The organism is Embleya sp. NPDC050154 (assembly GCF_044460165.1).
Taxonomy (GTDB): domain Bacteria; phylum Actinomycetota; class Actinomycetes; order Streptomycetales; family Streptomycetaceae; genus Embleya.
This window is the reverse complement of record NZ_JBITJP010000017.1, coordinates 89021-108300: the sequence shown is the minus strand read 5'-3', so window position 1 is coordinate 108300 and position 19280 is coordinate 89021. Positions and strand designations below refer to the sequence as shown.

The window sequence follows — 19280 nt, the reverse complement described above, 5'->3', positions numbered from 1 at the left end:
GGCCTAGATCGCGCCGACCTTGGTCAGGAACGCCTTCGTCTTCTCCGGGTCGTAGAAGAACTCCTCGAACTCCACCGGGTTGTCGAAGGCGCTCATGATCGCGTCGCACACGGCGGGGCAGGTGTTGCCGGCGCCCATCAGCATCTGGACGTGCTCCGGGGGGACGCCGAGCAGTGAGGTGGAGAACTTGACGCCGTGGCGCGCGCGGGACCAGAACGTGTCGAAGAGCGATTGCATCCACGCCGCGTCGAAGGGGCGATCGCCGTGCGCCACGATCGCGTCGAGGTACAGGTCGGCGGCTCGCGCGGCGTTGTTGGATCCCTGGCCGCTGAGCGGGTCGTTGGTGACCAGTACGTCGCCGATGCCCAAGGCCAGCCCACCGGAGGGAAGTTCGCCGACCGGCTTGCGCACGATGGGCGAGAAGCCGCCGCTGAGCACGCACATCGGATCGGTGAGTTCGGCGCGGCTGATCCGGTCGTGGTCCCACGGCGCGAACCGCCGGACCAGGTCCAGCATCAGTGCCCAGTGCGTGTCCGGGTCGCGCACGTCGCGGAACACGTCGAGCGGACCGCCCGGTACCGCCTCCAGCAGGATAATGTCGCACGGGCCGGACAAGGTCAGGCCCGGGAACATGATGATCTCGCCGGCCCCGGGGATCCCGTTGACATGCAGCGCGTCGTGGCCCACCTCCGGTCGCGGGGTCGCGCCGTGGAAGTACGCGACCGCCAACTGGCGTTGCGGCGTGGTGAATTCGGACTTCTCATGGTCGCGGTCGAACATCGACACCAGTTCGCCCTTGCCGGCGGCCACCACGACCAGGTCGTAGTTGCGGGTGTACCAGTCGATGTCGGACACCGCGACCGGGTGCACCACGAGGTTGCCGCCGCGCGCCACGAACAGCTCCATCCACGCGGGCATCTTCATCCGTTGGTCGACCGACTGGGCGCCGCCCATCTCGCCCAGCCAGTTCACCACCGGCGTGCCGTCCGGGCCGGGAATGGTGAACCCGGCCCGGGGTATCGGCGGCACCAGGTCGGCCCACAGGTCCAGGCCGTGCGGCTGTTCCAGCGCGATCGTGGACGGCATCATGATCTGGGTCGAGGTCACCCGCCCCGCGCGGATCTCGTCGGGGGTCCGCTCGGTCATCACGGTCACGTCGTAGCCGTGGGCCAGCAACCCCAGGCCGAGTTGGAGCCCGGATTGGCCGGCACCGACGATGAGGATCCTGCGCATGGCTGACGTCCCTTCCCCTGATCGAGTCGGAAGCATCGTATGGCTCGCGCTGCGTGTTCACCGGAGTACAGATCAAGAAGTCCGGCGCGGAGGAGAGCCGCGCACGAGCCCTACATGAACGAGGACTCCGCCGTCAGTCCCGACTCCTGGTCCGCGCCCGTGACGATGGGTTGACAGTTGCCCCACCCGACCCCGCCGCCCACCGGGTCGGTGACCCGCACCACCGTGTCCCGGATCTGGTGCAGCCGGCGGGCCTGTTCGGGCGTCGAGCAGTCCGCGATCCGCTCGCCCTCCACATGCAGTTCGCCGCGCCACTCGCCGTGGTGTCGCCCGTCCAGACCGAAGTACAGGCCCGCGCCGAGGTGGAAGCCGGTCGCCGAGACCACCTCGATCTCCAGCGGCCTGGCCGACCCGTCGGCCATCGTCGCGTGCAGCCGGCCGCCGCGCAGCCGCCGATTGACCGGGTCGTAGCTCAAGTTCGGTACCAGGTCCGCCCAGGCGTCCACGCGCCCGTCCGGGTGCTCGACCCCGCCCATCACCCGCTTCTGCACGAACCCGGGTGCCCGGGTGATTTGGTAGTGCAGGAACAGGGCGTAGCGGCTGCCGTCCTGACGTTCCATCAGGATCGGCGCCCAGATCATCCGGAACGATGTCGACGCGGGCATCCCGGTCGGCTCCAGGTCGGTTGCGGGCGTGCCCACGTCGTACCGGGTGCCCCACGAGTGGTCGCGGGTGGATACCCACGTGTCAGGGGTGATCTCGGTGCGTTCTCCGTCCACTTCGACCCAGCCGGACGCGACTCCCGTCTGGTGGTAGCGCACCAGGTCGGCGGTGGTGCGATAGGAGCGGCGGTTGTGGGTGCGGTCCTCGCAGACCGCCGGGACGACCGCCTCGAAGGTCCAGTCGAACGCGATCGGTTGGGCCGCGTTCGCCTCCAACACGAAGCGCACCACCTTGAGCGGTTCGACCACCTCGTACCGGATCGGTCCCACCGTGGTGGTGTGCGGCTCGGGGGCCAAGCGGCGTGAGCCGCGTACCGTGAGCTGCTCGACGCCGCGGGAGACGCCCGCGTAACCGTCCATCACGTTGCGGTTCGCGTACTTGCCCAGTCCGAAGCCCAGTTGCAGGCTGCCGTCCCGGGCCGCGGCCATCGCGCAGACCTTCTCGGTCCACGACGGGTCCGTCGTGGCCACCGTCGCGAACGTCTCGGCGACCTGGTGGTGAAAGCCTTCGTCGGCCGCGGTGAGCGGCCCGATCGGGTTGGTCACGAATCCTCCGTCGATCTGCGTCGCGCCCCGGACACCGGGACGCTGCCGGATTCTCCGCCGGACCTCGCCAACAGGCCAGAGTCTTGACCTGTGACAGAGAACCTGTTTTCGTCATGCCGTCACGCGAGCTCTCGCGTGGGCGACACACGTGGGCGACACACCAGGGGAGCGCCGCATGGAACGTGTCCCGATCGACGGACCACTCGCCGGCGTGCGCGTCGTGGACCTGTCCACGGCCGCCACCGGCCCGTACGCGGTGACCCTGCTCGCCGATCAGGGCGCCGAGGTGATCAAGGTCGAGCGTCCCGGGATCGGCGACATCTCGCGCTGGATCGGCACCGCGACCGGAGGCATCAGCGCGCTTTACCAGATGTGCAACCGCGGCAAGCGCTGCGTCGGCGTCGACCTGCGCACCGACGAGGGCCGCGACCTGGTGCGCGCGCTGATCGCCCGGGCCGACGTGGTGGTGCAGAACTGGCGGCCCGGCGTGGCCGAACGGCTCGGCCTGGGTTACGCCGACGTGCGGCGGGACGACCTCGTGTACTGCTCGATCTCCGGCTTCGGGGCGCACGGGCCCTACGCCGGCAAGGGCGCCTACGACACGGTGATCCAGGCGTACGGCGGGATCGCGGAGAACCAGAAGGACCCGGAGAGCGGGCGTCCGAGGTTCTCGAACCAGGCCCTCGCCGACAAGGTCACCGCGCTCACCGCCGCGCAGGCGATCACCGCGGCCCTGTTCGCCCGCGAGCGCGGGCGCGGCGGCCAGCACCTCGAACTGTCCATGCTGGACGCGGTGATCTCGTTCATGTGGGTCGACTCGGCCGGCAACGACGTGCTGCGCGACGGCGACGGCAGCCAGCCGGGCAGCTTCGTCGCGGACGTGCGTCCGTACGCGTTCGTGGACGGGTGGGGCATCGCCACGCCCACGTCGGACGCGGACTTCGCCGGCATGTGTCGCGCGTTCGGCGTGGAGGGGTACGACGACCCGCGCGTGGCCACGATCGCCGAGCGTCGGCGCAACCGCGAGGTCGGCCACGCGCTGGTGACCCGCTGCCACGAGGTCGCGACCAAACTCACCGTCGCCGAGGGCATCGCCCGGCTGGAGGCGGAGAACGTGCCGTGCGGGGTGGTCCGGGGCCCCGGCGACCTCGCGGCCGACCCGCACATCGCCGCCATCGGGCTGCTGGAGGACGACGTGCACCCGACCGCGGGGCGGCTGCGGCAGCCGCGGCATCCGGCGCTGTTCGGCGGCACGCCCGGGCGGCTGGGCGCGCCGGCTCCGGTGCTCGGGGCCGACACCGACGCGATCCTGGGCGAACTCGGTCTCGGCATGGAGCGCGTCGCGGAGTTGCGGGCGGCGGGGGTCGTCTGCTGAGGCAGTGGCCTGCGGCCCGGTCGTCCTCGAACGCCGGACGGGCTGGTTCGGCTTGCGGCCGCTCGGTGGCTGCGGTTGGGGGTGGCCGGCGCTTCCTTGTCCTCAAGCGCCGGACGGGCTGGAGTTTGGTTGCCCGGGGTTCGGTGGTTGTGGTGTGCGGATGGCCGGCGTTGCTTTGTTCTCAAGCGCTGGGCGGGCTGGAGTTTGGTTGCCCGGGGTTCGGTGGTTGTGGTGTGCGGATGGCCGGCGTTGCTTTGTTCTCAAGCGCTGGGCGGGCTGGAGTTTGGTTGCCCGGGGTTCGGTGGTTGTGGTGTGCGGGTGGCTTGCGGTGCGTAGTCCTGGGGCGTCGGGCGGGCCGTCCACCGGGTTTTGGGGCTCCAGGGGGAGTCGTGGCCGTGGGTGTCGCGGATTCGGACGGTCCAGTAGTAGGTCGCACCCGGTTCGTAGCGGAAGCCCGATGGGCGGATGCCCGTATGTCGGGTGGAGTGGACCAGGCCGCTGTCCCAGGCGTTCGGGTCCACGCCGCCGCGGGTGATCGTGTCGACGGCGTAGGGATCGGTCGAGACGACCAGGCGGTAGCCGGCCTGAGGAGGGGTCCTCCCGACCGGGCGTAACGTCCAGCCGATCCCGCCGGTGTCCCCGTTCGGGTCGTACGGCAGCGCCTCCACCGTCGGTGCGACGTCGGATGCGGCGGTCCGGCCGTGGGTCGTGCAGCCGAGCAGGCCGGCCGCCAGGGTTCCCGCGAACGCCACGCGCCCCAACTGCCCCATGCGTCGTGCGGGCCTCACGAGCACCCCTGTCCCCGGTGACGGATGATCACCGCGACCCTAGGGATGTGACACGCGTCACCGGAAGCCGGGCGGCCCGGCGCCCGGACCGCCCGCGGCGACGCGCGGGGATCGGCGGTATCCGGGTTGCGTGCGGGCGCGGGGCCGGGAGCAGGCAGGATAGACGGGTGACTCTCATCGATCTGCTCCCCGCCGAGGCCGACCCCGACGCCCTGTACGAAGCCTTCGCGGCGTACGCGGAAGAGCGCGGCCTCACCCTGTATCCCGCGCAGGAAGAGGCGCTGATCGAGCTGGTCTCGGGCAACAACGTGATCCTGAATACGCCGACCGGCTCGGGGAAGAGCCTGGTCGCCGCCGGCGGGCACTTCGCGGCGATGGCCCGCAAGGAGCGCAGCTTCTACACCGCGCCGATCAAGGCGCTGGTCTCGGAGAAGTTCTTCGACCTGGTGGCCCAGTTCGGCACCGAGAACGTCGGCATGATGACCGGCGACGCCTCGGTCAACGCGACCGCGCCGATCATCTGCTGTACCGCCGAGGTGCTGGCCAACATCGCGCTGCGCGACGGCGCGGACGCGGACGTCGGCTTCGTGGTGATGGACGAGTTCCACTACTACGGCGACCCGGATCGGGGCTGGGCCTGGCAGATCCCGCTGATCGAACTGCCGAAGGCGCAGTTCCTGCTGATGTCCGCGACGCTCGGCGACATGGACCGCTTCCGGAGCGACCTCAAGCGGCGCACCGGTCGGACCACCGCGATCGTCAAGTCGGCCACCCGCCCGGTCCCGCTGTACTTCTCCTATCGGGTCACTCCGCTGCACGAGACCATCGAGGAGCTGCTGACCACGCGTGAGGCGCCGATCTACATCGTGCACTTCACCCAGGCGTCGGCGGTCGAGCGGGCCCAGTCGCTGATGAGCATCAACATGTGCACGCGCGCGGAGAAGGACCAGATCGCGTCGGTGATCGGCGGTTTCCGGTTCACCACCAAGTTCGGCCGGCAGCTCTCGCGGTGGGTGCGGCACGGGATCGGTGTGCACCACGCGGGCATGCTGCCCAAGTACCGCCGGCTGGTGGAGCGCCTGGCCCAGGCCGGTCTGCTCAAGGTGATCTGCGGTACGGACACGCTGGGCGTCGGGGTCAACGTGCCGATCCGCACGGTGTTGTTCACCGCGTTGTCCAAGTACGACGGCCAGCGGGTGCGCCGGCTGCGGGCGCGCGAGTTCCACCAGATCGCCGGGCGGGCCGGGCGGGCCGGCTTCGACACGGTGGGCAACGTGGTCGCGCAGGCCCCCGAGTACGAGATCGAGAACATCAAGGCGCTGGCCAAGGCCGGCGACGACCCGAAGAAGCGCCGCAAGGTGGTCCGCAAGAAGGCCCCCGAGGGCTTCGTCGGCTGGAACGAGGAGACCTACACCAGGCTCCAGGAGGCCGAGCCGGAGCCGTTGGCGTCGCGCTTCCGGGTCACCCACGCGATGCTGCTCGCGGTGATCAACCGGCCCGGCAACGCGTTCGAGGCGATGCGGCACCTGCTCACCGACAACGACGAGCCGCGCGCCCAACAGTTGCGGCACATCCGGCAGGCCATCGCGATCTATCGCTCGCTTTTGGACGGCGGCGTGGTGGAGAAGCTCGCCGAGGCGGACGAGGAGGGCCGGACCGTCCGCCTCACCGTGGACCTCCAAGCCGACTTCGCGCTCAACCAGCCGCTGTCCACCTTCGCGCTGGCCGCGTTCGACCTGCTCGACCCGGAGGCACCGACCTACGCGCTGGACGTGCTCTCGGTGGTCGAGGCCACGCTCGACGATCCGCGCCAGATCCTCGCCGCGCAGCTCAACAAGGCCAAGGGCGAGGCGGTCGGGCAGATGAAGGCGGACGGGATCGAGTACGAGGAGCGGATGGAGCGCCTCGCCGACATCCAATACCCGCGCCCGCTAGAGGAGTTGCTCGAACACGCCTACGCGATCTACATGCGCAGCCACCCTTGGGTCGGTGACCACCCGCTGTCGCCCAAGTCGATCGTGCGGGACATGTACGAGCGGGCGATGACCTTCGGCGACTACGTCGGCTGGTACGAACTCGCGCGCACCGAGGGCATCGTGCTGCGCTACCTGGCGAGCGCCTACAAGGCGCTCAACCAGACCGTGCCGGACGACGCGAAGAACGAGGACCTGCACGATCTGATCGCGTGGCTGGGCGAGTTGGTCCGCCAGGTCGACTCCAGCCTGCTCGACGAGTGGGAGAAGCTGGCCAATCCGGACGCGACCCAGGAGGAACTCGACGACATCGAGGGCCGCACCACGCCGGTCACCGCGAACGAGCGGGCGTTTCGGGTGCTGGTGCGCAACGCGCTCTTTCGTCGGGTGGAACTCGCGGCGTTGCGGCGCTACTTCCAGCTCGGCGAGCTGTCCGAGCAGGAGGGCGACGGCAACTGGGACGCGGAGCGCTGGCAGGACGCGCTGGAGGGTTATTGGGACGAGCACGACTCGATCGGCACCGGTCCCGACGCGCGCGGCCCCAAGCTCATGCAGATCACCAAGGAGGACTCCGCGTGGCGGGTCCGCCAGGTGTTCGACGACCCGGCCCAGGACCACGACTGGGGGATCACCGCCGAGGTGGACCTGACCGAGTCGGACGAGACCGGGCGCGCGGTGTTGCGGGTGGTCGCGGTCGACCGGATGTGAACCCGGGGCCCGGCGTTGGGGCAGACTGGGCCCATGACGAAGAAGCGGTCCACCGTCGACGCACACGGTTCGATCCTGTCCTGGCGCTCGCACAACTCGGTGTTGTCGATCGCGTCGGAAGGCTCGGTGTTGTCGATCGGGTCGGTGGGTTCGGTGTTGTCGGTGGGCTCGGTCGGCTCCGCGCTGTCCCTCGGCTCGATCGGCTCGGCGCTCTCCGCCGCGTCGATCGGCTCCTACCTGGGGGCGGCATCGGCGTTCTCGGCCCAGTCGGTGTGGTCCGCCTTCTCGATCCAGTCCAGCGGCGCCGTCTTCGACCACCACAACGCCCGAAAGCTCGCCGCCCGCCGAGCGCTCCTGCCGGCGAGCGCCGCGATCGCCGGCCTCGCCACGGCGGCAATCCTGGTCCGCCGATCGCGCTGACCCCCTCGGCCGTACGCGCCGGCCCGGCCGCTCCTGAGCGCCGGCCGTACGCGGACGCGGCCGAAAGGAGCCCGACCGGCGAGTCGGCTCAGTCCGCGTCGAGGCCCTCGGCCGGTTGGGTGCCGGGGCGGAAGGGCATGCTGCCGGTTCGTTTGGTGCCGGCGAACGCGGTGAGGTCGTAGGCCGTTTCGGCGTGTACCGCCAGATCCAGGCCCAGTTGTTCGTGGTCGGCGTGGGCGCGGAAGCCGATGGTGCGGTCGATCGCCTTGGCGATCGTGTACGTGACGCCGAAGGAGAACGCGGAGACCACCACGATCGCCACCAACTGCTTGCCGAGCAGCGCGGCGCCGCCGCCGTGCAGCAGGCCCTCCGGGCCGCCGGTGACGTCCTTGGCCGCGAACAGGCCGATCAGCAGCGTGCCGACCACGCCGCCGACGTAGTGCACGCCGACCACGTCGAGCGAGTCGTCGTAGCCGAAGCGGTGCTTCCAGCCCACCGCGAAGCTGCACAGGACACCCGCCGCCAGGCCGATCACCAGTGCGCCGGGCAGGTCCACCACGCCGCAGGCCGGGGTGATCGCGACCAGGCCGGCGACCGCGCCGGAGGCGGCGCCGAGCGTGGTGGCGTGTCCGTCCCGGCGCTTCTCCACCGCGAGCCAGCCGATCAGCGCGGTGCACCCGGCCGCCTGCGTGTTCACCAGTGCCTGTGCGGCCAGGCCGTTCGCGCCCAGCGCCGAGCCGCCGTTGAAGCCGAACCAGCCGAACCACAGCAGACCCGCGCCGAGCACCACGAGCGGCAGGTTGTGCGGTCGCATCGGATCCCGCTTGAAGCCGATCCGGGGGCCGAGCACCAGGGCCACCGCCATGCCCGCGGCGCCGCAGTTGATCTCGACCACCAGGCCGCCCGCGAAGTCGAGCGCGCCGAGCCGGTGCGCGATCCACCCGTTCGGCCCCCACACCCAGTGCGCGAGCGGTACGTACACGCACAGCACCCACACCGCGCAGAAGAGCACCCACGCCTTGAACCGGGTGCGGTCCGCGATCGCCCCGGAGATCAGTGCCACGGTCAGGATCGCGAAGGTCAACTGGAAGGCCATGAACAGCAGCTCGGGCACCGTGCCGTGCAGGTCGGTGGGCTTGATGCCGGCCATGAACGGCTTGTCGAGCGCGCCGAGCAGTCCGCCGCCCAGATCGTCGCCGAACGCCAGGCCGTAGCCGAAGGCGATCCACACCACGGTCACCACGGCGATCGCCACGAAGCTCATCATCAGCATGTTCAGCACGCTCTTGGCCCGGACCATGCCGCCGTAGAAGATCGCCAGGGCGGGGGTCATCAGCAGCACGAGCGCGGTGGCCACGAGCAGCCACGCGGTGTCTCCGGCGTTCAGGGCGTCGGTCGCGACGGTCATGCGGCTCCCTCGTGGGCCTGATCTGGTCTCAGGTCAGGGTGGGCAGGCCGAGTTTCCTGGCGTATACCTCGGTGTTACGCGCGGGTTAAGGAACCCGCCCCGTGTTACGCGCGCATTGCCCGACGATGAGCGAGTGCGCACGCGGTGAGCGGGTCGACACGTACGTGAAACACGACCCGCCCGGCGGGGCGAGTGCCCGATCGGCGCCCGGCCTACTCCGGTACCCGGCCGCCCGAGCGGCGGGTCACCAGCCGCGCGACCGAGCCCAATCGTTCGCCGTGGGCCATCACCTGACGGCCCGTCACGCCCTTGAGCCCGTTCAGGGTGAGAGCGACCGCGACCCGGCCGGCGGCGTCGAAGACCGGGGCGACCAGGGTCGAGATGTCGTAGACGGTGTCCGGGTCCACCGCGATCAGCTCGTACTCCTCCTCGCCCAGCGCGGCGGCCAACTCGGCCAACCGGTCACGCAGCAGCGCGGCCTCGCGCGGATGTTCGGCCATACGCTCCAGCGTGCCGCCGATCCGGGTCCGGGTCGGGCTGTCCAGGGTGATCGAGTACCCGCGCTCGCGGACCGCGGCCAGGGTGGGCGGCAGATGCACCCGGGCCGTACCGCGCACACGCTCGTCCAGCCGGTCCAACCACGCGTCGACCTCGGCCGGCGCCGACCACGCGTGGAAGACCTGGCCGAGCGGCGGCACCATGCGCAACCGCTGACCGACCCGGACGTCGGCCGAGGCCAACTGCGGCCGGCCCTCCACGGCCAGGATGACGATCTCGTCACCCACCGCGACGCTGGCGATCAGCTCGGTGGCGAACTCGTCGGCCAGCCCGCGCATCTCGGCCCGGGCCAGGTCCACCGCCCGATTGCCGCGCAGCGCCGCGTCGCCGAGCGCGACCAGGGCCGGGCCCAGCTCGTAGGTCTTGCGGCGCGGATGCCGGACCAGGTAGCCGGCGTCCTCCAGGGCCTGAAGCACCGACAGGGCGGACGCGAGGTTGATGCCCAGGGCGGAGTGCAGCTCGGACAGCGTGTAGGCGTCGCCCGGGTGGGCGGCGAAGAAGTTCAGGATCTCCACCGCGCGACCGGCGGCGAGGGCGGGACGGACCATGACGGCGACTTTCCGACCCGGCGGGCACCTTGTGGCCGGTACCTGGGCGGGTCACACTCGGGACCACGGAATACGGGATTCGAAAACATTTTTCAGCATATCGAAAATGGGGTGCTCCGATGAAGCTCGACGTGCTCTACGAAGTGGACGTGCCGCGCCCGTGGCACGGTGAACACCCCTACGGCCAGCGGCGCGAGGAGCAGCGCGCGTATCGCGAGGCGATCGAGCAGATCCGGCTGGCCGACCGGGTCGGGTTCCACACCGTCTGGGCGGTCGAGCACCACTTTCGCGAGGGCCGCTCGCACATGCCCGCCTCGGAGGTCTTCCTGGGCCACCTGGCCGGGATCACCGAGCGGATCCGGATGGGCTTCGGCGTCACGCTGACCCCGTTCGGCTTCACCCCGCCGCAGCGGATCGCGGAGAAGGTCGCGACCGTGGACATCCTGTCCGGCGGCCGGGTCGAGTGGGGCACCGGCCGCTCCACCCCGATGGAGCAGACCGCGTTCGGCGTGGACATCGCCAAGTCCCGGGACGACTGGCGCGAGGCGATCGAGATCGTCACCGGCATGTGGCGCGAGGAGTACTTCGAGTACGAGTCGGAGCGGTTCTCCTTCCCGCGCCGGATGGTCACCCCCAAGCCGTTCCAGGACCCGCACCCACCGTGCTGGATGGCAGCCACCTCGCAGGGTTCGGCGGAGATCGCCGGTCGCAACGGGCTGGGCATGTTGTCCTTCTCGATCATGCAGCCGTTGGAGACGATGGCCGCCCAGGTCGCCGCCTACCGCGCGGCGGCGGCGAACCCGACCCCGCTCACCGACGTGACCACGAACAAGGTCGCGGCCTACACGCTGGTGCACACCACCGGGAGCAAGCAGGTCGACCGGCGGGTCTGGGACTCGGTCGCGTGGTGGTACAAGAACCTGGCCATGTTCACCCTCGAATGGGAACTGCCGCACCTGTCCCCGGCCGAGCAGGACAAGACCTTCCCGCTGCTCAAGCCGATGTTCGAGGGCAACGTCCCGGTGGAGACCTTCGACGCGGCGGACATGATCGTGATCGGTGACGTGGAGACCTGCGTACGCAAGATGAAGCGCTACGCGGACCTGGGGGTGGACGAACTGATCTGCTACGTCCAGTGGGGCTTCCTGGAACACCAGGACATCCTGCGGACGATCGAAATCCTCGGCAAAGAGGTCATTCCGGAACTGGAGAAGTATCAGCCAAACAAATAGTGGGCACAGTCGGTCGGTTACTGATAATCCTTGGCGCCGTGACCACCTCCATATACGCGTCGCGCCTGCGACGCATCGCTCCCGTCGGCCTCGCCCTCGTGCTGGCCGCCGGGTGCGGCGGCTCCGGCGGCGGAGCCGAGTCGAAGACCGAGCGGCGGCCCACCGCCGCGCCTTCGCCCACCGGTACCGCCACCGCGAGCACCCCGACGGCCAAGCCGATCGGTGCGGACGACCCGGCGCTCAAGGAGTTCTACGGCCGGAAGCCGGCCTGGGCGAAGTGCGCCGACGACAAGGCCACCAAGGCGGACGAAAGCCTGCTGGAGTGCGCGAAGTTGCGGGTGCCGCTGGACTACGCGAATCCGGCGGCCGAGGCGATCGAGGTGCAGGCGTACCGCAAGAAGGCCACGGGGGAGCGGCTGGGCGTGCTGGCCGTCGACCCCGGCGGCCCGGGATCGGGCGTGCTGCGCATGGTGGCCGGGTTCGGGCAACGCCCGGCGCTCGCCGAACGCTACGACGTGGTCGGCATCGACCCGCGCGGCACCGGTGACAGCAACCCGGTCACCTGCGTCGACAACGCCGGCATCGACCGGCTGCGCGGCCTCGACCCGACCCCGGACGACGCGGCCGAACTGGCCTCGATCTCGGCGTTCTACGCGGAGTTCGCCGACGGCTGCACCGCGCGCGGCGGCAAGCTGCTCGCGCACCTGGGCACCCGGGAGGTGGTGGGCGACCTCGACGTCCTGCGCGGTGCGCTGGGCGAGGACAAGCTCAACTACTTCGGCTACTCCTACGGCACCTTCCTCGGCGCCGTGTACCTGGAGACGTTCCCGGGCCACAGCGGCCGGATGGTGCTGGACGCGCCGATGAACCCTGCACTGGACCGGGTCGCGGCCGCGCGCAGCCAGGCCCGCGGCTTCGAACAGACCTTCCGGGCCTTCCTGGCCGACTGCCTGAAGCAGTCGGACTGCCCGTTCGAGGGCACGGTCGACGAAGCGGTGCGCACCCTCGCCGACCGGCTGCACAAGCTGGGCGAGAAGCCCTTCAAGGCCGCGGGCGGTCGCACCATCGGCGAGGGTGAGGCCGTCAACGCGATCTCCCAGGCGGTCTACAGCGAACAGGCCTGGAAGGACCTGCGCGCGACCCTGGCGATCTACCTGGGCGACGACGCGCGCCGGGCCGCCTCGGCCACCGACTACTGGCTGGGCCGCGAGGAGGACGGCTCCTACCCGCGCGACCACGCCGCGGCCAATGTGACGATCAACTGTGCCGACGGACGGCAGTTGACCATCGCCGAGGCCGACGCGCTGGCCAAGGAACTGGCCGACCCGCTGCCGATCACCGGACCCGGCGTGGCCTGGTCCTTCGCCGCGCAGTGCCGACCGGCCGGCGCCGATCGGGCCCGCCCGATCAGCGCGCCGACCGCGCCGCCGGTGCTGATCGTCGGTTCCACGGGCGACCCGGCGACGCCGTACGAGCAGGCCCAGGCGCTCACCCCGCAACTGCCCGGCGCGGTCCTGCTCACCCGCGAGGCCAACGGGCACGGCTCCTACAACCGCGGGAACACGTGCGTGGACACCGCGGTGGAGACCTACCTGATCAAGGGCGAACTGCCGGCGGCCGGTACACGCTGCACGTGACCCGGGCGGACATCCGTCGAAACCGTCGGTGCCGCACGATGTCGAGCGGGCTCGCACACCGCGCCCCGGATTGCGCGCTCTGCCCGGCACGTTCCACCGGCGCGTTGTACGGTCCGTGAGTGACAGTCACATCCCTGGTTCCCTGGCCCGCCGACTACCCCGGCGACTACGCGGTCGTCGACGTCGAGACCACCGGGCTGCGAAGTTCGGATCGCATCGTCTCGGTCGCCGTGGAGTTACTCGACCGAGCCGGTACGGTGACCGACCGCTGGTCGACGCTGGTGGACCCGCGACGCGATCCCGGACCGGTGCACATCCACGGCCTGACCCCGGAACGGCTCGCGGGCGCGCCCACGTTCGACCGGATCGCCGACGACCTGGCCGAGTACCTCGCCGGACGAGTCCTGGTCGCGCACAACGCGCCGTTCGACTGGGGCATGTTGACCGCGGAGTTCGGCCGTCTGGACACGCCGTGGCCGATGCGGCGGCGGTTGTGCACGATGGCGCTGGCCCGGCACCTGGAACTGCCGATCGGCGACTACCGACTGGCCACCCTCGCGGCGCACTACCGGGTGCGGCAACTGCGCGCGCACGACGCGGTGGACGACGCCCGGGTGCTCGGCGAGATCTTCCGGTACAGCCTGCACGAAGCGGCGGGCGCCGGCCTGCCGCTGCCGCTGACCGTGCCGGACGCCGGCTCCGGGCTGCGCCGCGCCGCCGCCGCCCGCACGCGCCGTCCCGAGCGGTCGGTGTCGGCCAAGGCGCCCTGCCCGTGGACGAATCCGGGCCGGCTCGACCTGGGGGTGGGGCTGATCCAGGGCATGCGGGTGGCGTTCACCGGCGGGGGCGGCCGATCGCGCGAGGAGTCGGAGCGGCGGGCGACCGAGGCCGGTCTGTACGTGGCGACCTCGGTCAGCGGGAAGACCTCGGTGCTGGTGACCGACGACGCGGGCAGCGGCAGCGGCAAGAACCGCAAGGCCGCGCAACTGGGTACACCGGTGATCGACGAGGCCACGTTCGCGCGCTTGTTGGCGCGGGTGTCGCCGGGCACGGCGGTGGCCCGCCCGACGGCGGCGCCGGTGGTCGCGCCGGCGGTGCTTCCGGCGCCCCGTACGGAGCCCGACCCGGAGCCCGAGACGGATCGCGGGCCGGCATCCGTGGCCGGCGCGGCCGGTGCGATCCAGGCGCCCGTCCCGGCCGAGGCGCCGAGCGCGCCCCCGTCGGGCCCGGCCCCGGTCGCTCCGCCGCGCGTCCCCATTCGCCCGACGGTGCGTCAGGTCCTGGTCCTCCAGGGCCGGGACGAGCACGGCGAGGGCGGCCGGGTGCGCCAACTCGTCCTCGACTCCGGCGCTCGGCTCCGGATCAACCTCACCTCGACCGTGGACACCGTGGTGGTGCTGCCCGGCGCGGCGACCGATCCCCGGATCGCCCGGGCGCGGGCGTTCGGCGCGGTGTGCCTGACCGAGGCGCAATGGCACGCCTCACTCGCCGACGCGCCCGAGTCCGGCCCCCGAGCCGAGCCCGGGGCCGGCCCGGCCGGTAGGGGCGACAACCTCCCGCGCGGCGGCACCGTGCAACTGCCCGGCGGCGCCGACCCGGGCCGGTGGACGCTGAACGCGTCCTGGGCCTGGGAGCGCCCGGACGAGGACATCGACATCGTGGCATTTCTGCTCGACGAGCACGAACGGGTACGCGGCGACGCCGATTTCGTGTTCTGGAACCAACCGGCCACCCCGTCGGAGACGGTCGCCCTCGACGCGTCCGGCCCGGCCGAGCAGACGGTCACGCTCGAACTGGATGCGCTGCCACGTGACGTACGTCGCGTCGTCATCGCGGCCTCGGTCGACGGAGCGAGCACATTCGCGGCGGTCGGGCCGATCGAGATCGACGTGGCGCCGTTCCAGGCCACCTCGTTCGTCCGCTCGGTGCTCGACGCCGCCACCGTCGAACGGGTGTTGCTGCTGGGCACGTTCTACCGCCACGGCGCCGGCTGGAAGTTCCGTACGGAGGGCCAGGGCTACGAGTTCGACCTCGCCGCACTGGCCGGCTCGTTCGGCGTGGAGATCGCCTGAGACCCGTTGCCGACCGGCCGCTGGGGGGAGTGCGATTCGGTACCCGGGCGGCGGAGTGGTTTGCTTGACCCGGCCGACAGCAATCGAGGGCAAGGAGTGGTCATGGCGCAGGTCAGGGCAACCGCACAGACGACTGTGGCGGCGAAACCGGAAACGGTTTTCGCGGCCGTCGCCGATTACGCGGACGTGCGGCCCAAGCTGCTCACCGAGCACTTCTCGGAGTACGACGTGCGCGAGGGCGGCAAGGGCGCCGGCACGGTGGCGCACTGGCGGCTGCAGGCCACGAGCAAGCGGTCGCGAGACTGCCTGGTGACGGTCACCGAGCCGGCCCCCCTGACGCTGGTGGAGACCGACGCCAACTCGTCGATGGTCACCACGTGGACCGTGTCGCCGGCGGGCGCGGGCAGCCGGGTCGAGGTCGTCACGGTGTGGAACGGGGCGGGCGGCATCGGGGGCTTCTTCGAGAAGACCTTCGCGCCCGCCGGGCTCAAGCGGATCTACGACGGCGTGCTCGCGAAGCTGCCCGACGCGCTCTGATCGCGGGTTCCACGAGACGTGGGACGACGCCGGCCGGCCCCACCGCGAGGTGGAGCCGGCCGGCGTCGGGCCGATCGTTTTGGTGTGCGGCAGCGCTCAGGTGAGCAGCGAGCCCGCGCCGATGCCCAGGGCCGCGGCCGAGACCAGGCCGAAGAAGCCGACCCACACCGTCCCGGGGATCTTGGTCAGGTCGGCGAGCTGATCCGCGTCCGACCACGGCGCGCGGCCACGACCGCGCATTTGCTGAAGCTCGAAGACCGGCCGCACCCCGGACACCAGCAGGAACCACACCAGCAGGTACGCGAACGCCGCCTGGATCCGCGCACTGGCCAGCCAGGAGATCGCGAAGATCACCCCGCCGGTGGTCAGCAGCACCAGCGCGCCGAACCAGTTGCGTATCGCGATGAACATCAGCGCGAGCAGCACCAGCGCCACCCACAACACCATGGTGATGTGCGCGCCCGCGAGCAGCGCCGCACCACCCGCGCCCAGGATGGACGGCGTGATGTAGCCGGCCATCGCGGTGAAGATCATGCCCAGGCCCGTCGGCTTGCCCACCGACACGGTCACCCCGGAGGTGTCCGAGTGCAGTCGGATGCCGGACAATCGGCGCCCGCTGAGCAGCGCGACCATCGCGTGCCCGCCCTCGTGCGCGATCGTCACGACCGAGCGCAGCGGTCGCCAGGTCGGGCGGTACAGCACCACCACGACCGCGACCGCCCCGGTCACGAGCGCGAGCCAACTCGGCGGATCCGGTTGGGTTCCGACCACCCGGTCCCACAGGTCCTGCAACGACACCGTGTCGACGCTGCTCACGCCACCCCTCTCGTCTCACGTCCGCCCCCGCCCCGCCTCGAACGCTACCGCCCGCCGAGCCCTGCGGTTCGCGCCCGCCCCCGGCTCATCCCCGCGGTACGGCCCGCCGCGCCACGTGCTCGGTGTGCTCGACGTCGCGCGGCGCGGCCTTCGGGTCGAAGTCGTGCGCGCCGACCTCGACGCGCACACCGCCGCCGAGCACGAGCCGGTCGCGCGGGGCGAGCATCTCCTCCACGTCGACGGCCAACGGCCGACCGGGTTCGTGGCCGGCTCCGTTCCAGCGCTCGATCTCGGTGCCGTTGGCCGAACCCAGGTCGACCGCGAGCACCCGCTCACCGGCGCGTCCGGTCGCGAAGCGCAGCAGTAGGTGCTGCCGGCTGACGTAGCGCACCGCCTCGCCGAATCGGCGCTGCCGGGTGCCCAGGTTGTAGCCGTTCGCGATCCGGCCCCGGCCCAGGACCAGATTGATGCCCAACTCCAGCGGCAGGCGTTCGATCGACTCGCCGGTGGCGTGGTCGGCCAACTCCACCTGTCGGGTCGCCCGCCGGGGGCCCTGGGCCGCGAGCACACTCGCGCACTCCGGGCAGAGCGCCCGCGCGCCGACGTCCACGCGCGGCCACACCGGGATCAGGCCCGTCCACGTGCGCGCGTACGGACAGCGCGGTTCGATGCACCGCCACCGGGTGTTCAGGATCTCCGGGCCCGGGTGCGGCCGCGCGGACCCGTCGAGCCCTTCGACGTCTTCCTCCGGCGCGAGCGGTCGGAGCGGCTCGGGGTCGATGCCGCGCGGGACGAAGTGCACGCCGTGCTCGTCCTGGTGCCAGTGATGGAAACGTTCCGGGTGCGACCGGACCCACGGATGCCGAGCACGGAAGTCGAGGAAGAGGTCCCCGCTGAGCACGTGCAGCCCCTCGGCCTCGGCGCGTTCGAGCAGGAACGTGTCCGCGACCGCACGCACGCTCACCTCGCCCCGGGCCGCGCGGCGCGACAATTCGCTGCGGTCGGCCGCGTCCAGAGCCGGCAACAGCGCCTTGGCCAGCACGAGTTCGACCCGGACGCCGGCACCGTGCCGGGCCCGCCACGCGCTCACGACCGCGTCGAGCCGGGCCGCAAAAGGCCCCTTCGCGCCGATCGGATGAAGCCCTTCGGAGTGACACACATCGGCCACATCCACGATCGCGTTCCACACACCGTCCCCCTGACCGAGCCCTCGTGCAATTCCTATCCGAAACCCGGTCGCCGCGCCGGGCTACACGCCCTAACGTGCGATCGTGATCGAGACCCTGGCCCTGTCCGCGCAAGCCACCACGACCGCAGACCTGTTGGCCCGCGCCGCCGTCGAGCGCGGCATGGCGGTCGCCGTGCTCGACGGTCCGCGGCCCGACCTGCGCGGATCGGCGGTCTACTACGGCGGACCCCGGTTCGCCGACACGGTGGCCGAGTCGCTGGACATAGCTTTGCTGGAGCCGGCCGACCACTGGCTGACCACGCTGGACGAGCGCTGGACCCGGCGGGCGATCACGCGGACGACCATGGCCGAGGCGCGGCGGCTGCGCGTGCCGGCTTTCGTCAAGCCGCCGAGCGACAAGTCGTTCGAGGCGGCCGTGTACGCCGACGGCACCCGACTGCCGCCCGCCGTTCCCGGCGAAACCCCGGTCCTGGTCAGTGAGATCCGGACATTCGTCGCCGAATACCGACTGTTCGTGCTGGACGGCGTCGTGCACACCGGCTCGCGCTACGCGCGCTTCGGCCGACTCGACCCGCTGCCGCTCACCAAGGATCCGCAGGCCGGCGAACTCCTGGCGTTCGCCGCCGAGATGCTCGCCCACACCGCCGCCGACCTACCCGGCGCGGTCGTGGTGGACGTCGGCCTGGCCGGCACCGCCGACACGGCCGAGGAGCACTGGGTGGTGGTCGAGGCCAACATGGCCTGGTTCAGCAACATCTACGCCGCGGACCCACCCCGCTGCCTCGACGCGATCCGAACCGCCGCCGGTCCGCGCGCCTCGCTACGCCCGACCGACACCCCTTTCGTCCGCCCGTACCCGCTCACCCACACGTAGTTCGGGCCCGTTTCCGGCTTCGACGGGCCGTGGCCTCGGGTGCCGGGGGCGGCTCAGGGCGTGGGGTCGGGGCGGTGGGATTCGGCGTGGAGGTAGGCGGCGGCCAAGGTCGGGACGCAGGTCAGGTTGGTGCTCAGGCCCGGGCGCACGATCCAGGTCATCGACGAGCCGGGGTAGGGACGCGGGCCGGGCAGGGTGAGGCAGCCGCCGTGGCCGACGTAGTGGTATCGGGTGCCGTCGGCCGGGCCGACGGCGGGGCCGACGGCGGCGAGCCAGGCCTCGGCGCTGCCGGGGCCGATCAGATAGGCCCACTTGCCCGCGTGTTCCTCGGCGATCACCGCCCCGACGGGTTCGGCGGCGGCCGTGAGCAGGTCGAGCACGGCGGCGCCGAGGTCGACCCGCATCACCACGGCGTCGAACAGACGGCCGGTGTCCGCGGCGCGCCGTGCGCCCGGGTTGGTCAGCCACGTGTACCGCGTTTCGCGCGGATCGCGGGTGGCGGCGCTGATCCACGCGATCCCTGCCTGGTTCACGCCGGCATCTTGCTCCTGCAGCACGTTCCCTCGCCTCCCAAAGGTCGGGAAAAGGCGCGATCGGTCACTTGCGAGCAGCCCGACGGGTGGTCGAGGTGTCGCTGTAAGTAG

16 protein-coding genes are annotated in these 19280 nt (G+C 71.2%); 8 read left to right on the top strand and 8 right to left on the bottom strand.

The window, feature by feature from the left end; all coding sequences use genetic code 11:
* Positions 1-3: 3 nt before the first annotated feature.
* Together ACIBSV_RS31540 and ACIBSV_RS31535 are read right to left on the bottom strand one after the other, a co-directional pair.
* A complete protein-coding gene (locus ACIBSV_RS31540; protein ID WP_395869048.1) occupies positions 4-1233 on the bottom strand; it encodes a styrene monooxygenase/indole monooxygenase family protein in 1230 nt (409 codons plus the stop codon).
* Between the two features lie 110 nt (positions 1234-1343).
* Complete coding sequence (locus tag ACIBSV_RS31535; protein WP_395869046.1) at positions 1344-2501, bottom strand: hypothetical protein; 1158 nt, start codon at positions 2499-2501, stop codon at positions 1344-1346.
* A 175-nt stretch (positions 2502-2676) separates the two neighbouring features.
* Between ACIBSV_RS31535 and ACIBSV_RS31530 the strand changes: the two genes are divergently transcribed.
* Entirely contained in the window at positions 2677-3876 is a 1200-nt protein-coding gene (locus tag ACIBSV_RS31530; RefSeq protein WP_395869044.1) for a CaiB/BaiF CoA transferase family protein, read from the top strand.
* 260 nt (positions 3877-4136) lie between these two features.
* Here ACIBSV_RS31530 and ACIBSV_RS31525 read toward each other — a convergent pair whose 3' ends face one another.
* On the bottom strand, positions 4137-4664 hold the full coding sequence (locus ACIBSV_RS31525) for a hypothetical protein (RefSeq protein WP_395869042.1): 528 nt from the start codon (positions 4662-4664) through the stop codon (positions 4137-4139).
* A gap of 167 nt (positions 4665-4831) precedes the next feature.
* Between ACIBSV_RS31525 and ACIBSV_RS31520 the strand changes: the two genes are divergently transcribed.
* Positions 4832-7345, top strand: coding sequence for a DEAD/DEAH box helicase (locus ACIBSV_RS31520; protein WP_395869040.1), 2514 nt, complete (start codon positions 4832-4834; stop codon positions 7343-7345).
* A 33-nt stretch (positions 7346-7378) separates the two neighbouring features.
* Positions 7379-7765, top strand: a complete 387-nt coding sequence (locus ACIBSV_RS31515; protein ID WP_395869038.1) for a hypothetical protein — start codon at positions 7379-7381, stop codon at positions 7763-7765.
* A gap of 88 nt (positions 7766-7853) precedes the next feature.
* Here the strand turns inward: ACIBSV_RS31515 and ACIBSV_RS31510 are convergent, their stop codons facing one another.
* Entirely contained in the window at positions 7854-9173 is a 1320-nt protein-coding gene (locus tag ACIBSV_RS31510; protein WP_395869036.1) for an ammonium transporter, read from the bottom strand.
* A 212-nt stretch (positions 9174-9385) separates the two neighbouring features.
* Entirely contained in the window at positions 9386-10279 is an 894-nt protein-coding gene (locus tag ACIBSV_RS31505; RefSeq protein WP_395869034.1) for an IclR family transcriptional regulator, read from the bottom strand.
* A gap of 119 nt (positions 10280-10398) precedes the next feature.
* On the opposite strand from ACIBSV_RS31505, the gene ACIBSV_RS31500 reads away from it, so the two are divergent.
* The 4 genes from ACIBSV_RS31500 (at position 10399) to ACIBSV_RS31485 (ending at position 15757) form a co-directional block, all read left to right on the top strand.
* Positions 10399-11511 carry an LLM class flavin-dependent oxidoreductase gene (locus ACIBSV_RS31500; RefSeq protein WP_395869031.1) on the top strand — a complete coding sequence of 371 codons (1113 nt, stop codon included), beginning with the start codon at positions 10399-10401 and terminating at the stop codon, positions 11509-11511.
* A gap of 38 nt (positions 11512-11549) precedes the next feature.
* A complete protein-coding gene (locus ACIBSV_RS31495) occupies positions 11550-13148 on the top strand; it encodes an alpha/beta hydrolase (protein WP_395869029.1) in 1599 nt (532 codons plus the stop codon).
* Positions 13149-13267: 119 nt separating this feature from the next.
* Positions 13268-15220 carry a TerD family protein gene (locus ACIBSV_RS31490; protein ID WP_395869027.1) on the top strand — a complete coding sequence of 651 codons (1953 nt, stop codon included), beginning with the start codon at positions 13268-13270 and terminating at the stop codon, positions 15218-15220.
* Positions 15221-15322: 102 nt separating this feature from the next.
* Complete coding sequence (locus ACIBSV_RS31485) at positions 15323-15757, top strand: SRPBCC family protein (RefSeq protein WP_395869025.1); 435 nt, start codon at positions 15323-15325, stop codon at positions 15755-15757.
* Positions 15758-15853: 96 nt separating this feature from the next.
* Here ACIBSV_RS31485 and ACIBSV_RS31480 read toward each other — a convergent pair whose 3' ends face one another.
* Positions 15854-16573, bottom strand: coding sequence for a M50 family metallopeptidase (locus ACIBSV_RS31480; protein ID WP_395869023.1), 720 nt, complete (start codon positions 16571-16573; stop codon positions 15854-15856).
* An 85-nt stretch (positions 16574-16658) separates the two neighbouring features.
* The gene (locus ACIBSV_RS31475) at positions 16659-17663 is read right to left on the bottom strand and encodes a hypothetical protein (RefSeq protein WP_395869021.1); all 1005 of its coding nucleotides are present in this window, start codon (positions 17661-17663) and stop codon (positions 16659-16661) included.
* Between the two features lie 181 nt (positions 17664-17844).
* Between ACIBSV_RS31475 and ACIBSV_RS31470 the strand changes: the two genes are divergently transcribed.
* A complete protein-coding gene (locus ACIBSV_RS31470; RefSeq protein WP_395869020.1) occupies positions 17845-18636 on the top strand; it encodes an ATP-grasp domain-containing protein in 792 nt (263 codons plus the stop codon).
* 53 nt (positions 18637-18689) lie between these two features.
* Here ACIBSV_RS31470 and ACIBSV_RS31465 read toward each other — a convergent pair whose 3' ends face one another.
* Positions 18690-19169 (bottom strand): hypothetical protein, encoded by a 480-nt coding sequence (locus ACIBSV_RS31465; protein ID WP_395869018.1) that lies wholly within the window; start codon positions 19167-19169, stop codon positions 18690-18692.
* Positions 19170-19280: the final 111 nt, after the last annotated feature.